We start from the raw sequence: 15,081 nt of genomic DNA on the forward strand, positions 1-15,081 counted from the left end.
TTTGGCGGCCGAAGCGGAATGGCATAGGGGGCCACCGAGAAAATCCCTAGGTGGCTTAGCTAATTGATCCTGCCGTGGGGAAGGAACGTCATGAGTGATACGATCCAGCACCGGTCACGTATCTCTGATCGCTGCTGTGGGAGCCACTTGCTCTGAAGCGAAAGGTTCTGCCGTCAAGCAGAAGACGGGCGATCTGATCTTCGCGAGCGCTCAGCTTCAGAGCCGGTATGGCGATCTTACGCGTGGAAGGGTCTCGCAGTACTTTGACGAACCCGCTTGCAAAACTTTGTGATACGTAAGTCCCTCCGATAGCCGTGCTTCTTGCGGCCAGCAAAAGTTCGTCCGCCGAACAGGATTTGGACACATACCTTCGCGCGCCCGTGGCATGGGCAGCCAGCGCAGACAATGGTCGATCCCGAGTTCTGGTATGAGAGCTTCCAGAACTGGCAGAGCGAGTTCCTGTCGATTGCAATACTGCTGGTGCTGGGCGTCTACCTTCGGGAGAGGGGATCGCCAGGGTCGAAGCCAGTAGCCGCTCCCCACGCCACCACTTAGCACTGGCGGGTCGTGATGCTAGCCCCATCTGCTGGGCTGCCCCATTCTGCAAGGAGCATTCCTCGCTGGCGCCAGCTTTGCCGCCCGGACGATAGTACGGTGCTTTCCATCGCAGGCAGAATGCGGACCTGCTGACGGGTCAAAACTCCGGCGAGGAGTGACAAAGAACAGCCACCAACAGCGCCGTGGGTTAGGGCATCCAACGCTAGGCTGATGTTCCCCTTGTTTGGTGAGAACTGGTAGCATCCGGGTCCTACCGCGCGGGACCTTCGCAGCCTGAGGAAGGCATAATTTGACCTAGCCCACCAATGTTTGATCAGCCCTTTGAGCGGGCACGAACACGCCCGCCAGCGACCGCGCCAACCCGGCTCATATTAATCCATGTTACACTGTCGAGCCGGCAGATACGGATCGCCTCGCCGCGCTTGCCCGACGACGCGCTGCGGAAATCCCGTCATCCAGTTGTTCATTCGTCCTGGAGCTGAGCCATGGGTGACTTGTCCTGGTCGCGGAACGCATTAGAAAAATGGCTGTGGCGTGGCCTGCGCGGCAGCACGAAAGCTGCTCCAGGAGACGTCGACGGTGCGAGTGAGCGGCTCAGATCTGTTCTGGCCAGTGTCAGCGATTGCTATTTCACGCTGAACCCGGCGTATCGCATCACCGATCTCAACGAGGCGGCGGTAGACTGGGTTGGATCCAATCCGGACCAGGTCGTGGGCGCATGCCTCTGGGACCTGTGCAATCCTTATGCCGAGTGCAGCCTTGTCATCCGGGAGGGTATGCAGGAGCGCCGCCGGATCCGGCGCGAGGTGATGTCCGGCCTCCGGCCCGGCCGCTGGCTCGATCTCCAGGTCAGCCCCTCGGCGGAAGGCCTGAGTGTGTTCTTCACCGACGTCACGGAGCGTCGTGCCGCCACGGCGGCCCTGGACGAACTCTCCGGGCGTCTCCTGAATCTCCAGGACGAGGAGCGGCAAAGGATCGCCGAGGAGCTGCACGACTCGACGGCTCAGCACCTCGTCGCAGCCGGGCTCCACCTCATGCGGCTGCAACAGTATCTCATCCCCGGCGAGGGCCAAAAGGTGCTCGACGAGGCTGCAGACTCGGTAGAGGAGGCCGCCAGGGAACTCCGTACCTTCACCTATCTGCTGCACCCGCCAGGCTTGGAGCACGGCGGCCTTGCCGGAACCGTGCGGGATTTTGCGGCAGGTTTCGCACGCCGGACGGGCCTGGAAACATCCGTATGCATGCCGGAAACGACCAAAAACCTTCCCTTTGATATCCAGCGCTCACTTCTTCGGGTCATCCAGGAAGCCCTGACCAATGCCTACCGGCATGCGGCCGCTTCGCGGGTGATGATCGACCTGCGGTTTGGGGCAACTACCATGAAACTGCGGATTCTCGATGATGGCTGCGGGCTGTCCCGCGGCGTCCGGAAGGCAGCTGAGGATGGTGCGCTGCTCGGGGTCGGCGTCACCGGCATGCGCGCTCGCCTGCTGCGGTTCGGCGGCTGCCTGCGGCTCTTGAGTGACGCCCGAGGAACGATGGTCGTGGCCACTCTGCCACTCGGGTTAAGTGAGCGGATCACGACTGATCAGGATCCTTCTGCGTCTCCAAACTGAAAGATTGGTGCCCAGCGATCTCTTGAAGGCTGCTGTCACGGCGATCAATGTCGGGAGTTGGCACTTCTCAGAAGCAACGCGAATGTCTGTTCAAGTCGGCAACGCCGCGCCTTCTTAGAGGGCAGGGGATTCTGATGTGCCTCAAATCGACTTCTCAGAATTCATCATGTGCCCCCGAGATGGATGGACGGATGAACAGAGTGCTTATGATGGCCATTGGGCCAACACGATCTCGCTGCTGACGGTTTCAATCTGATAGCTGTAGCGCGTTGAGTAGAGTGTCAAAAGGTCATCATGACCTTGGTCGGACGAGCTGCAAACGCCGTCTGTTACAATCAAAACACGTAGCCCCAGATCGACAGCGCCAAGCACGGTGGCGAGAACGCACATGTCAGTCTCAGAGCCGGTGATCAGGAGAGTGTCAATGCCTCGCTCTCTCACGAGATCGCGCAGCTTGTGGCCGGCAAAGGCCGAATAGACTGGCTTTTCCAAAACTGTGGCAGGAGGTACGAGCCGTTGTAATGGCGGCATGAGCTCCAGAAGCCGAGGGTCGAGGTGCTCGCGGGTCGTCTCGCGCCAGTGCTCGTAATAACGGCGCCAAGTACCTGGCATGTCCTCAGGCCGTTCGGGCGGGATGAAACGCGTGAAGACGGTGCGGTCCGGAGCACGTTCAGCAATCTGGGCAACGGTGGGCAGGACGCGTTCCATCCACGGCGTCGGCCATGGCCCATCAACAGAGAAGAGGTGCTGCATATCAATGCACAGGTGAAGCGTGCCGGGACCGAGGGGCGTCATGTCAATCTACGGAAGGTGTCGATGCAGGCCAACGGCCCCACATGGGCCCGGTTCCCTGCTTGAGCCAGAGGTTTGACGGCGGAGCAAGTAATTGGGGTTTTGGCGCTGCTGACTACAACGTATGCGGCGTGGCACAAGGTGGAAGCAGTCCGCGTGCCGTGACCTGAAGCTGCTCAGTGCCCGGGGCCGGCAGCGCACCGACTCCACCCATGTGCTTGGGGCCGTCCGCTCCCTCAACCGTCTCGAATGTGTCACCGAGACGCTACGGGCCGCCCTGAATGCCTTGGCGTCCGCAGCGCCCGAGTGGCTGCGTGCTGAGGCTGATCCTGCCTGGCTGGAGCGCTATGACCGGCGGGCTGGCGATGATGAAGTGCCGCAAGGCGAGGCGAAGCGGCGAGCCCACGCCGAGCAGGTCGGCCGCGATGGTCATCAGGTGCTTGCTGCTATCATAGCTCCTGGCGCACCGATATGGCTGCGGCACATCCCGGCGGTTGAGTTGCTGCGGCAGGTCTGGCTTCAGAACTTCTGCCTGATCAGCGAAGCTCCACCCGCGCGACCTGAGGATCCGCCTCTGGTGCGGTGGCGGACGGATCAGGAGGGGTTTCCGCCCTCCCTGCTGATGGTCGCCTCGCCCTACGATCCGGAGGTGCACTATGCCAAGAAGCAGTCAACGATCTGGATCGGCTACAAGGTGCATCTGACCGAGACATGCGACGAGGGCGGACCACACTTGATCACGCATGTGGAGACCACGCCGGCACCCGTCGTTGATCGCGACGCTCTCGAAGACATCCATGCAGCGCTCGAAGCCAAGGGCCTGCTGCCCGATACTCATCTGGCCGATGCCGGTTATGTTGCGGCTGACCAGCTTGTCGCCAGCCGGAAGAAAGGCATCACGCTTCTCGGGCCGGCTCCCAAGGATTATCAGTGGCAGGCCCGTTCAGGAGAAGGCTTCACGGTGCAGGACTTCCTCCTCGATTGGGATCGGGAAGTGGCGACCTGCCCGGCCGGGCATCAGAGCAAGAGCTGGGGCCCTGATTATCACCAGAGACGGACCGCCCTCAAAGTTCGCTTCTCGACAACAGATTGTCGACCCTGTCCCTTGAAGACACAGTGTACCCGAAGCGGGCGGCGACTGCTCACGCTACGACCACGCGAGGAACACGAGATGCTGGAGGCGGCTCGCCAGCGCGAGGAGCAGCTTGCCTTCTCATAGGAGTATCGACAGCGCGCCGGCATCGAGGGAACGATTTCGGCGGGCGTCCGGGTCCTGCATCTGCGGCGCTCGCGCTATATCGGTCTTGCCAAAACGCATCTGCAACACGTGCTGACGGCGGCTGCCATGAACCTCGCCCACATTGGTGCTTGGATTGGTGGCGCACCACTTGCGCAAACCCGTCAATCCGCATTTACCAAGCTCATGATGGCTCCCACTGCAGGATGAGGCGTTCGCCAGCAGTATCTAAAGCGAAGCAAGTCCAGACCATCGCGGCCCGGTACCCGAACAAATCCACCCATTACGTGCACGGCACGCTGAACGGCTCGACCCATGCCATGAAGGAGCGGGTCCGCTCCCTGGCTCAGGCCCATTCCAACATCCGGGCCACGACCTTCTATGTCGAGCCAAGGCCGGAGGATCGTCAGGGCCAAGATTACGATCAGCAGGGTCTGATCACCGTGGATTGGTTGCAGGCCAACACGCCGCTGGGCGAGGCAGGCTATTACCTGTGTGGTCCGCGGCCGTTCCTGCGCGCCTTCGTGAGTGGCTTGGCCCTGGCCGGGGTTCGTTCGAACCGCATCCACTACGAGTCCTTCGGACCCGCCGACGAGATCCTCGTGGCGGCTTGAGCCGCCCACGACATACCTGGACCCGGTTTGGGCCGAGAATGGAGCCATCTCGGATGCTGTGCAGGCTTCACTCGGGTGAGCCCGAGCAGCACTGCCCTACGTCACGAAATCAACCTTTTGAGCCTCTTGGCAGCCCGCCCTTCTGAAGGCAGGCTTCGGATGGTCTTGAGAGGTGTTCAAGCTGGTAGACCTCAAGCTGTTGAAGCAGGCGCTGAGTGAACTCGCGACCTTGAAGAACCGGGGGCATGATCCATCACGCTTCGTCGGGAAGCTCTACGCCTCGGCTCTGGAGGAGTGGGCGGAACGCCTCAGCGTCGACCCGCTCAAGCTTAGCAAACTTATTCTGATCAAAGAGACGATCCTGAACCACCGCCTGCACCAGATCACAGCTTGGCTGCAGCAGATCGAAAGATCGCTCCAAGGAGCGAGGATTTTCAGTCCGCTACATTACTGCCCCATGGACGCGCTGGATAAGCGTAAGTCGTTAGGTGAAGGTGAGCTTGGAAATAAGGCAACAACTCCAGATCGGCGGCATCTTGAGCCGTTAGCGCGTCGTGCGGAAAACCGGATCCACTTATCCGCACGATGCGCTAAGAGCTATTGCCGCGCCCACATAATCCGGGCTGCCCAGGAGACCTCTTCCGCCGGGATCACCTGATCCTCCTGATCCTTGGCTAGGGATGTCATCTCCAGAGTCTTGGCCGAGCGGCGCTTGAGCTCCTTGGCCAGGATCTCCCCATTGGTCGTGCAGACGACGATCCGGTCGCCCTTGCGGGTGCTGGCGGTCGGCGAGACGATGAGGATATCGCCGTCGCGATAGAGAGGGGCCAGGGTATCGCCTGTGACCTCGAGGGCGAAAGCCATCTCCTGCCCGAAATTGGGAAACTCGATCTCGTCCCTGCCGGGACCTCCGCTTGGCATGCCTTCTTCGTTGAAGACCTTGCCAGAGGCCGCCTCCTCCATGCCGATCAGCGGGATCATGGAACGGCGCAAGGAGCCGGAAGGCTCGCCGAGACGCAGGAACTCCTCCAGGGTGGTACCGGTGGCTTTCAGGATTTTCGAGATCGACTCCGTGGAAGGCCAACGCTTCCGGCCCTTCGGGCTCACACGCTTTGATTTATTGAAGCTGGTCGCGTCGAGACCGGCCTTGAGAGCCAGTCCGGATGCGGTCAGGCCGTGACGTGATGCCAACGCATCGATAGCAGCCCAAACGCGCTCGTGAGATAACATGCTACTAACCTTCGCTAGAGCATCGGACCCGAAAGTGACTCCCCTTTTGGGATCGATCCGATGCTCCTTTTCTTAACTGGCGCATCGTTCGGCGCGGAAAACCGGATCCAATTTTCCGCACGATGCGCTAGAAGGCCTTAACGTGGTCTTTGATCCAAAAATGAGCATCACCAATACACGTTGCACAATCTGACCTACAATCCAGAGGGGTACGAGCAGCCTCAAAAAGCCGCCCAAGAGGGGCGGCACTTGGGACGGAATAGTATCGGATTGCACCCCAAAAAACGGTCTTATAGGCTGATCTATTCCTATTCTACGGATCATCTGTGAGATCATCATGCTGTGGTTGGATCGTCTTCCAATGACGAGGGAACACCACGTTACCTGACTCCAGAGGGGATATATCGGAACGTTCTTGTCCTGCCTTCATCCACCGTTCTTGATCCGCAAGACGTAAGGCAATCGCAATCTCGGCCGCCGTGGCATCAGGGTGTTGATTGATGATACGCTTGAGGATGTCCTTGAAGCGGCATTTCTGTTGCATCGCTTCGACAATAAGGCTTTTAAGCTCCTCAGATTGAGCCATCCTGTCGGCTCCTCATCAATGCCGCACTTCTGCATCCAAACTGATCACTATCTGATTATCTATCGCTGTTCAGCACGAATTCACCTGGCCCCAATCTCCCTATGGCTATACCATAAAGACTGGTCACGGCCATATTGAAGCGCCTTGTCAGTTATATTCGCGGCTTCCTTGCGCGCCCCACCAGACGTCAGTGTGAAGACCGTCTTTCGGCGGTTGAATACGAGGCTGTGTGCCTGATCAGGTATGAGAGCGGCGCGGCTACGCTTGCATCCGACAGCAGGCCTTTTATTGCCGTGCGGGAGGAAGTAAACGGGTTTCAGTTCTGGTTGCAGGCGGCGAGTGAAATTGAGTGGCAGCAGCTCGTGTCAAAAGGACGAAGGAGTAGCCAAGATGGCAGGTCTTTTACAGCCCAAGCCAGAGTTTGAGATTTCCAGGTGGCATCATTAGTTCTGCCCGCTCTCAAGGAAATTGACCTTTGTAGCGAGGCGCGGATCGCAGGAATGTTGACTTCCTACCATTGTGAGCCACGTTCAACCCTAATCTATGTTAGCGGCACTAGCGAGCCGGCGGTGCTTGCACAGCTACTGAATCGCATCAAGACCTCAGAGGCGCTCGTCGACGGCGGCTTGATCCTGACCGCCACGATCGCAGGGGTAACAGCTCTTCTTGTCTGCTTAAAGCTGCCGTAGCGACAAATATCCTACAAGCCATTCGCATGCGAGCGAGGCCTATGAGCGCCCAGCGCAGCTATATACCCTAGGAGGGACAAGCGCTCACTACGCTTGGCTCAATAGCCGCGCATGACAGTCGCAAAGAAAGAGCTTCGAAGCCCGCTTGTCGAGGGTACCGGCTAAGCTCGGCCAATCTATGCCGCTAGCGGACTGTCAGTTTCGATACCCTAGAGGATGGGCGCTGCATTCCAATTCGAGAATGGTGGTATCCGGCTCCATCACTGTCAAGGATCAGATAGAATTGTCTACTCGGCGGAAAGGGTATCTTTACTCGATCGACGATAAGGTCCGGCTGCGGTGTTGTAACCGGCACCGCACACGCCATTGCTGAGAGCTCTACCCTCTCAGTTGGGGCCACAGGCGCCCCGGTTGAGGTTTAAGACAGCCCCTCAGCTGGGGCGTTTGAGTTATGGCACCTGTGTCAGGTGGCCGGCAGCGGGAGTGTGCCAAGCTGCCGCGCCTCCCTCGAGCCGCTTGCATTGGTCAGCAAATCAGCTCAGTCTCGCCGGCAGCTGCCTCGCAACGACAGCTGCCGGCGAGCCCTGGGAAAGGCACGGATGTACTGCCTTCCCAGGCTCCTCGTCGGACCTCCTTTCAGACTCACCGCTGCCGTTCCGACGACGTCAAAGTCGTGCTCTGGTCGATCGTCCCCAACAGGCCAAGCATCGCACTGGGAACCGGTATGAGAAGATCCTCTCGGGTGCGATTTCGCAGAACCTGTCCGATATGCTCGATGATGTACCGCGGTAGGTGTGGCGTGTCTTGATTCGGCAGCCGACTCCGCCGTCGGCTTTCCTCGGCCCCCATAGGCTACTCTCCATCGCCGTTGATCGGCTGTTATGTCAGTGGTCGCAAACTGAACTCATGACAGAGGGACGGGTTTCAAGGATAGCATGCGGCAAAAGACTGCTCTCAGAAGGCGTCACTTTCTTGCCGGTTGATCTTGACTTTGGGGCTGCGGAGCCAGGTGCACAGCCCCTCCAAGATTGTGAAGTCGTGTTCGATCTCCGTAATCGAAGCTGGCCTCTTATTTTGAGACATATCCTCCAACATTTGGGCAGTTCACATAGAAGGATGCCGTAAGCCGTTCCTCACGACAATACGCATAACCTCACCCTTCAGGAGGAGATCATAGGCTCCAGGTGCATGCTGGATGAGGCGGTAGGTCAACTGGAGTCCAAACAGCACCAAGCTGCGCCTCAATCCATTTAAGGTCGGTCTGCTGAGGCGGATCTGGGTAGCCACGGTGCTCCGGGCCCCCGTCTTCTTGGGGAGAAGCGTCAGCCATCGGACTTGCCGGCCGCCCTGCGTAGAGCCGCGTTAATACGGTCCTGCCAGCCCGGGCCGTCCTCCTGGAAAAAGTCGAGCACGTCGCGGTCGATGCGTAAGGTGACCGTCTCCTTCATGCCGGGGACAGAGGGTGTCTTCGGCGGCGCCTCAATAGGCTTCGTCGTGGCTTTCTTGAAGGCTGCCTCAGCAACCTTAAATGGATCGCTCGGGCGCCGCCCTCCTGGTGGTCTCGACATCGATTCCTCTTCCACTCCGATTGCCACGAGCCTTGTAATCTAGTCCTTGGGCCTCATCCTAGATGCTGCGGAGATGAGGCAAATGAGCTACTCGCACAAAGTTCCGCAAGGATCTCGTCACATCGAGCACGCAAAGCCATTTATGCCCGTGCGAGCGACCAGCTCAAGCCATCGAAAATACGGAGTCATCGGCTCACTCTCCGGAGATATCAGGAACAAGCAAAACATACTGATATTATGCCCTTCTCAAATGATACCATAGCCGCACTCCATCGATGATTTTCTGGTTCAATAGTCCAGAAAGGAGCGGTTCTGGTCATCCGTGTAGATGTCGTGCGGTTGCCCTTCTGAGCGACCCGCAACATAGAGCACAGTCGCAACACTGCCGGTCCTGGTCTCGAGCAGGACCTGGCGGGAGACGAAGGGAAATACGCTGCGGACCGTGGCATCGATGCTGCGGCTGAACCGGTCGGCGAAGCTTGGAGAGGTGATGATGTTCATGATGACCTGACCGTCCGGCGCCACCGCCTGCCGAACGGCTGCAAACGCTTCACGGGTGATCAGGTCCGGCGGCAGGCTGATCCGGTTCGTGAACGCATCAAGCACAACAACATCATAGGTCTGGGTGTTGCGGCGCAGGAAAGCCCGGGCGGATTCCGGCACGAAGGTCTTGTTGGGAGACAGAGGTTGGCGCAGGAAATGCTCCTCACTCACCTGCTGCAGGGCAGGGTCGATGTCGACATAGGTGTAGGCGTGGAAGCGATCCTCCAGGCCGATGGTGAACCCTCCGGCCCCGATCACGAGGATACGGTGAGGCCGATCCGTATCGAGCCTCCTGAGGACTTCCTTCTCGATGAACTTCAAATATGCGAAACGGTGCTCCGGATGGGCCGCAATCTTCGAGGACGGGCTGTTGTTGATGACCAAGAGGCGGCTGTCCTCCGCCGGATCGGCGACGATCCGCACCTCGCTGTAGAGATTGTTGCTCACAATGCCATAGGCCCTCACCGCCGCGGGGCTGTTGATGGCAACGATATAGAGGCCGAGCGCAGCGGTTATGAGAACCAGCCTGTTGTGGCCTTCCATCTGCCAGCCAATGAGCGCCGCGAGCACCACCAGAAGCCCGAGGGTGAGGGCGACTGTGATGTGGACCCCGAAAAAGGTCATGAACACGAGGGTCGACACGACGGAGCCCAGGAACGACCCGAACGTGGACAGGAAGAGCATCAGCCCGGTGGATCGCGGAAGGCTCGCGCCGGTGGAGCAATACGCGACCAACGGGATGGTCTGGCCCAGAAGGTAGACTGGGTAGACCAGGAACAGGGAGGCATGAACGGCAGCCTGAACCAGGCGATGTGTGAGACCAAGGCTATCGAGGATCTGGAAGAAGGCGGCCAGAAAGGGATGGGACAGCCCGAAGCTGAGAATGAGAGCGGAAATCAGGAGGTTTCGGGTGAGTTGGCGGCGCACGCCTGCCTCATCACCGGGAGCGAAGCTGGCCCGCCCTCCAGCCTCGTAGCCGAAAGCTAAGGGGAGCAGGACCGCGGCAATGACGATGGCAATCGTGTCGGTCGCGTTGCCCACATAGGGGGTGAGCTGACGGATGGCGAGGAGTTCCACCGCGAGAACGGCATAGCCCTCGATGGCGATTGCAGCGAGTAACAGCGGGGAAGAAAACATGAGCGGAGAAGCCATAGGAGAACGGAGTCCCTGGGTTCGAAACCACATGTAGGACGTAGGGCAGACTAAGGTCCTCCCACCGGGTGCACAATACAGGGTACGGCCACGATCTGCCCAACAGACGAAGTCCATGGACGACCCAGCGGTTCAGGCGCTGGCCTTCCGCACACCGCATCTTCTTCATGGCACAAGGCTTCCTCAGGGTTCATGTGCCGGAATAAGGTGACTCCCCGGTTCCGACCGGACACGTGGTGGAAGTCGGCACGCAGGCGACGGCGTAATCCTGTTGCTCTTCACCTAACGCGATGCCAGTTTTAACGGTCCGTGACTGACATCACCCTCATCCGCCTGGGTCTCGGGTGGCCTCCCTTCTGCGCCGACGGTCTCAAGCGAGATTGGTCCCCAACACGGACCAGGATGTTAGCCGCGAGCAGCTGTTGCAACTTCGGCGCAACCCTGAGCGCTTCCTCCACGAGCTCTACAACAGCCCGATGGTTTGGCTTCCGGACGGACGAGAGGTGGCGCGCTCGCCGGCGCATGTTTTCTGGATCAGCGACTGTGAGTTCTGCGACCGCATCGGCTTTCGCTTCCGCCGAGAAAGGGAAGACCTACCTGCCGCGTTCTGCGACCCTGCCGGATGTTTGCCTGCACGAGCCGAGCACGGTATTGGCTGGTACGCCCACTCTATGATTCCAGGCGCTGTGTGCTGGGAGTCCAAATTCCTCTAAGCAGGATCTCCGCGAACGCTCAGACCCGCGAGAGTTTGGCGACGGGAAGAGTTCGCCTCGAACCAACAGACCACGTACGCACAGAGGGACAACCGTGAGAAAGCCCAGTCCGTAGATGCCGATCACTGCGGTCGCTCAACGCATCGGGATGCATGTCGCCCCAGCCATAAGCGGTCATGTTCATGGAAAGCCTGCGAGGCCGGAGCTGCGGGGGCATTCAACTGAGGGCTGTCGACAGTGGAATAACAATTACCTTCCGGATCTTCTTCTCTGCGAGTACGCTTGAAGAACGAAGATCGAGCAAAATTGACTGTGCGGCTGCTGAATCCAGCCGGATTTACTAGCGATCGGGTATGGTCCTAACCCTGATCATAGGCGGGGGATGACAGATGCTCATTGAAGCCGGACATTATGCACTTGCGTTGGCGCTGAGCTTGTCTTTGATCCAGCTCATCGTACCTCTCTGGGGTGCGCGGGCCAATGATCCTGCTCTGATGGGGGTTGCGCCAGTGACAGCCTTGGCTGTTCTGGGCTGTGTTGCCTTCGCTTTTCTCGCACTAACGGTTGCCTATGTCACCTCCGACTTCTCGATTCTGAACGTGGTCGCAAACTCTCACTCCAGTAAGCCGATGATCTACAAAATCTCGGGTGTATGGGGAAATCATGAAGGATCAATGCTTCTCTGGGTTCTAATCCTGACCCTGTTCGGAGCCATTCTGGCGATGGCAAGGGATGCGGTACCGCACCGGCTGCGGGCCAACACACTTGCGGTTCAAGCTTCGATCACCTTGGCGTTTCTGCTTTACCTGATCACCGTATCAAATCCGTTCACGCGGGTGAACCCAGCTCCTCTTGAGGGGCAGGACCTTAATCCATTGCTGCAGGATTTCGGCCTCGCGGTCCATCCGCCGCTTCTCTACCTCGGATATGTGGGATTCTCGATTTCGTTCGCCTTCGCCGTGGCAGCCCTGATCGGCGGACGCATCGATGCGATCTGGGCGCGAGTCGTCCGCCCCTGGACTCTCGGGGCTTGGATCTTCCTGACGCTCGGCATCGCCATGGGCTCGTACTGGGCCTATTACGAGCTCGGCTGGGGTGGATGGTGGTTCTGGGATCCGGTGGAGAACGCATCCTTCATGCCCTGGCTCGCCGGGACGGCCCTCCTGCACTCAACCGTCGTGATGGAGCGTCGCGACGCCCTCAAAGTGTGGACCATCCTGCTCGCCATCCTGACGTTTTCATTGTCCCTGCTCGGCACGTTCCTAGTGCGATCCGGCATCCTGACCTCGGTGCACTCCTTCGCCGTTGATCCCGCGCGTGGCGTCTTTATTCTCGCTATTCTCATTGTCTTTATTGGCGGATCTCTTGCTCTGTTTGCGTGGCGTGCCCCACTCCTGCGACAGGGTGGATTGTTCGCGCCAGTGTCCCGAGAAGGGGCGCTTGTGATGAACAATCTCTTCCTGGCAGCCGCCTGCGCCACTGTCTTCATCGGCACGCTCTATCCACTGGCATTGGAGGCCCTTACGGGCGAGAAGATCTCGGTCGGGCCGCCCTTCTTCAATTTGACCTTCGTGCCGCTTATGGTTCCGCTTCTGTTGCTTGTGCCACTCGGTCAAACCTTGGCGTGGAAGCGAGGCGACTTCCTCGGTACGGCCCAGCGCCTCTTCGTGGTGTTCGGCCTTGCGCTGCTTGCCACTTTGATCCTTCTTTCCCTGACCGTCGAAGGGCCCGTCGCGGCGCCACTCGGCGTCGGTATCGGGGCATATCTGATCTTTGGCTCTGTCAATGAGATCGTGACACGGTCCTGGAAGCGCAATCAGCGCATCAGCATTACGTTGCGCAAGGCCACTGGCCTGCCCCGATCCACCTGGGGCATGGTGGTCGCTCATGCCGGCGTTGGCGTCACTGTGATTGGCATCGCCGCGACCGCTTGGAGCACTGAGACTATTGCGACGATGCGTCCGGGTGAGCGGGTCGGAGTAGCGTCATATGAGGCGCGTCTGGAGAGTGTCCAGCCGAGGACGGGCCCTAATTACCGCGAGGATGTGGCATTGCTGACCGTCCTTCAGGCTGATCGGACTATTGGCACTGTTGAGACGATGAAGCGCGTCTACTTGGCCCGGAGCATGCCGACGACGGAAGCCGGCATTCTCACAACCGGGCTCAGCCAAATCTACATCAGTCTAGGGGACGTGCAGGCGGATGGCTCAATCGGTATTCGGCTTTACTACAAACCTCTGATCCTGCTCATCTGGCTTGGCGCTATCGTTATGGCCGTAGGCGGCGTCCTATCATTGACTGATCGGCGCTTTCGTATTGGAGCAGCAGTGCGGACGAGGATGGTACCTGCTCCGGCAGAGTAGATGCCGCGGCATGCCCTGACGCCACATTTGACCACGTTGCGCCGTCACCTGCGAGGCGCTATTGAACTCCTCTCTCTTACCTTGTGTCTCTCGTGAGCGACGGCTATGCAGACGACCTGCAGAGCCTCAGGTCATGTGGACTTTCAGTTGATCCGTCTTCTTGAATGAGTGCGCGATTCCCAAAGAGACACGACCCTGTTCGAGCAGATTAAGCCTTGTTCTGCAGGTTTTCTGACGCTGCCCGAACTCTGGGGAGCGAGCCAGCACTGGTCCTAAAGAGAGAGGCGAGATCAATTCCTGGGATCTTTCCCGGCGGAGCGTTAATCGTCGGTGGCTCAGAGCTAATCTGCTCATCGGCCTTATGGGCGGAGGCTTGATCGGAGCCTCCATCTACGTCGCCCTCGACAGATCAACCACCAGGCCTGCGCCAGCGAAGCCATGGGTTCCGGGTACAATGCGTAATGTGGCGCAGGGTGCCAAACCAGTGAACGTCGCACGAAGGCGACAGCATCTGCAAAAAGCAGCTTTGGCGCTCCGATGACGATACGCGTAGGTAACTGCGAGGTGATCAAAGTCCGTCAGTTCGTTCGCATGGCGACCGACCTGACGCTGAGTACTGGGACCTCCGTGACAGGTATCCCTCCTTTCAATCCAACCCGCTAGTTCGCTGAGGAGAGCGGTGAAAGTTTGGTTGAACCAGCACCTGAGGTTGCGGACGCTGACGTGTCGATCGTAAGACGCGACCTCGCTTCGGTGACTGTTGAGGCAAGCGCGTCAACCCTCACCGATGATGATGATGTGCTCGCAGCTCTGGAGGAGGAGCGACGTCTCTTGTCCGAGACGGGCCCACCGAGCCTCCATTCCGATCCCGGCGCAGCAAATGCTCTCGCGGGCTCTGCGGCAGTCAGGTGGACTTGGCAACGCTCTCGGCTATGCCGGCCTTATGGATGACCCCTTCAGCACGATTGAGGTTCGGGTCGTTCCGGAGAACCTCTCCAATCTGCCGACGACCGAGCAGAAAGCCCTCACTCGCTCGGCGAGGAGCGGGATGTTGCGCTCGCCAAAGGAGAAACCCTGGAAGCGTTCCTGCGTACCTATGGAGCCGATCCGGACGAAATCTCGGCGATCACAGCCGCACTGGCCGGCCGCATCAACGTTGCAACCTATTCCGAGGGACAGCGACTCCGCATCCTGATGGGGCCGGAGCCACGCCTCGGCGACCCTACGCAAATTGTGCGTGTCATCGTCCTAGGAGAGAGGCATTGATGGCATTGCTGCCGGTGTGAAGGTGCGGCAGGGTCAGGTGATCGCGTATATGGGAAACACCGGCCTTTCAACGGGACCACACCTGCACTAAGAGGTTCTCGTCAATGGCCGCTTCATCGATGCAATGAAGATATGGGTCGGCCGGGAGAGCGAG

General features: G+C 59.2%; 10 protein-coding genes and 2 pseudogenes. 7 read left to right on the top strand and 5 right to left on the bottom strand.

Annotation, left to right across the window (positions count from 1 at the left end):
- Positions 1-384 precede the first annotated feature (384 nt).
- Positions 385-555 (top strand): annotated as a pseudogene (locus tag JO965_RS40255) (DUF6766 family protein); the annotation flags it as partial.
- 488 nt (positions 556-1,043) lie between these two features.
- A complete protein-coding gene (locus tag JO965_RS40260; protein ID WP_203447337.1) occupies positions 1,044-2,174 on the top strand; it encodes a histidine kinase in 1,131 nt (376 codons plus the stop codon).
- A gap of 204 nt (positions 2,175-2,378) precedes the next feature.
- Here the strand turns inward: JO965_RS40260 and JO965_RS40265 are convergent, their stop codons facing one another.
- A complete protein-coding gene (locus JO965_RS40265; protein ID WP_203447338.1) occupies positions 2,379-2,969 on the bottom strand; it encodes a cysteine hydrolase family protein in 591 nt (196 codons plus the stop codon).
- 121 nt (positions 2,970-3,090) lie between these two features.
- On the opposite strand from JO965_RS40265, the pseudogene JO965_RS49805 reads away from it, so the two are divergent.
- The 3 genes and pseudogenes from JO965_RS49805 to JO965_RS40280 all read left to right on the top strand — a co-directional run bounded on the left by JO965_RS49805 (position 3,091) and on the right by JO965_RS40280 (position 5,475).
- A pseudogene (locus JO965_RS49805) lies at positions 3,091-4,413 on the top strand (transposase).
- The gene (locus tag JO965_RS40275) at positions 4,410-4,817 is read left to right on the top strand and encodes a hypothetical protein (protein ID WP_246777251.1); all 408 of its coding nucleotides are present in this window, start codon (positions 4,410-4,412) and stop codon (positions 4,815-4,817) included. The pseudogene JO965_RS49805 and the gene JO965_RS40275 overlap by 4 nt, the downstream one beginning before the upstream one ends.
- Before the next feature lie 172 nt (positions 4,818-4,989).
- Positions 4,990-5,475: a hypothetical protein gene (locus JO965_RS40280; protein ID WP_203447339.1), complete on the top strand. Its 486-nt coding sequence runs from the start codon at positions 4,990-4,992 to the stop codon at positions 5,473-5,475.
- Here the strand turns inward: JO965_RS40280 and JO965_RS40285 are convergent.
- From JO965_RS40285 to JO965_RS40300, 4 genes are all read right to left on the bottom strand, one after another.
- A complete protein-coding gene (locus JO965_RS40285) occupies positions 5,415-6,047 on the bottom strand; it encodes a helix-turn-helix transcriptional regulator (RefSeq protein WP_203447340.1) in 633 nt (210 codons plus the stop codon). The two genes, JO965_RS40280 and JO965_RS40285, sit on opposite strands and share 61 nt — an antisense overlap.
- A gap of 313 nt (positions 6,048-6,360) precedes the next feature.
- Positions 6,361-6,633: a hypothetical protein gene (locus tag JO965_RS40290; protein ID WP_203447341.1), complete on the bottom strand. Its 273-nt coding sequence runs from the start codon at positions 6,631-6,633 to the stop codon at positions 6,361-6,363.
- Positions 6,634-8,644: 2,011 nt separating this feature from the next.
- On the bottom strand, positions 8,645-8,890 hold the full coding sequence (locus JO965_RS40295; protein WP_203447342.1) for a BrnA antitoxin family protein: 246 nt from the start codon (positions 8,888-8,890) through the stop codon (positions 8,645-8,647).
- A gap of 288 nt (positions 8,891-9,178) precedes the next feature.
- Entirely contained in the window at positions 9,179-10,570 is a 1,392-nt protein-coding gene (locus tag JO965_RS40300) for a fused MFS/spermidine synthase (protein WP_203447343.1), read from the bottom strand.
- A gap of 1,117 nt (positions 10,571-11,687) precedes the next feature.
- Here JO965_RS40300 and JO965_RS40305 point away from each other — a divergent pair.
- Both JO965_RS40305 and JO965_RS49810 read left to right on the top strand, forming a co-directional pair.
- Positions 11,688-13,661: a heme lyase CcmF/NrfE family subunit gene (locus JO965_RS40305; RefSeq protein WP_203447344.1), complete on the top strand. Its 1,974-nt coding sequence runs from the start codon at positions 11,688-11,690 to the stop codon at positions 13,659-13,661.
- 1,282 nt (positions 13,662-14,943) lie between these two features.
- Positions 14,944-15,018, top strand: a complete 75-nt coding sequence (locus tag JO965_RS49810) for a M23 family metallopeptidase (RefSeq protein WP_371827023.1) — start codon at positions 14,944-14,946, stop codon at positions 15,016-15,018.
- The last annotated feature ends 63 nt before the right edge of the window (positions 15,019-15,081 follow it).

Source organism: Microvirga sp. VF16 (assembly GCF_016864375.1).
Taxonomy (GTDB): Bacteria; Pseudomonadota; Alphaproteobacteria; order Rhizobiales; family Beijerinckiaceae; genus Microvirga.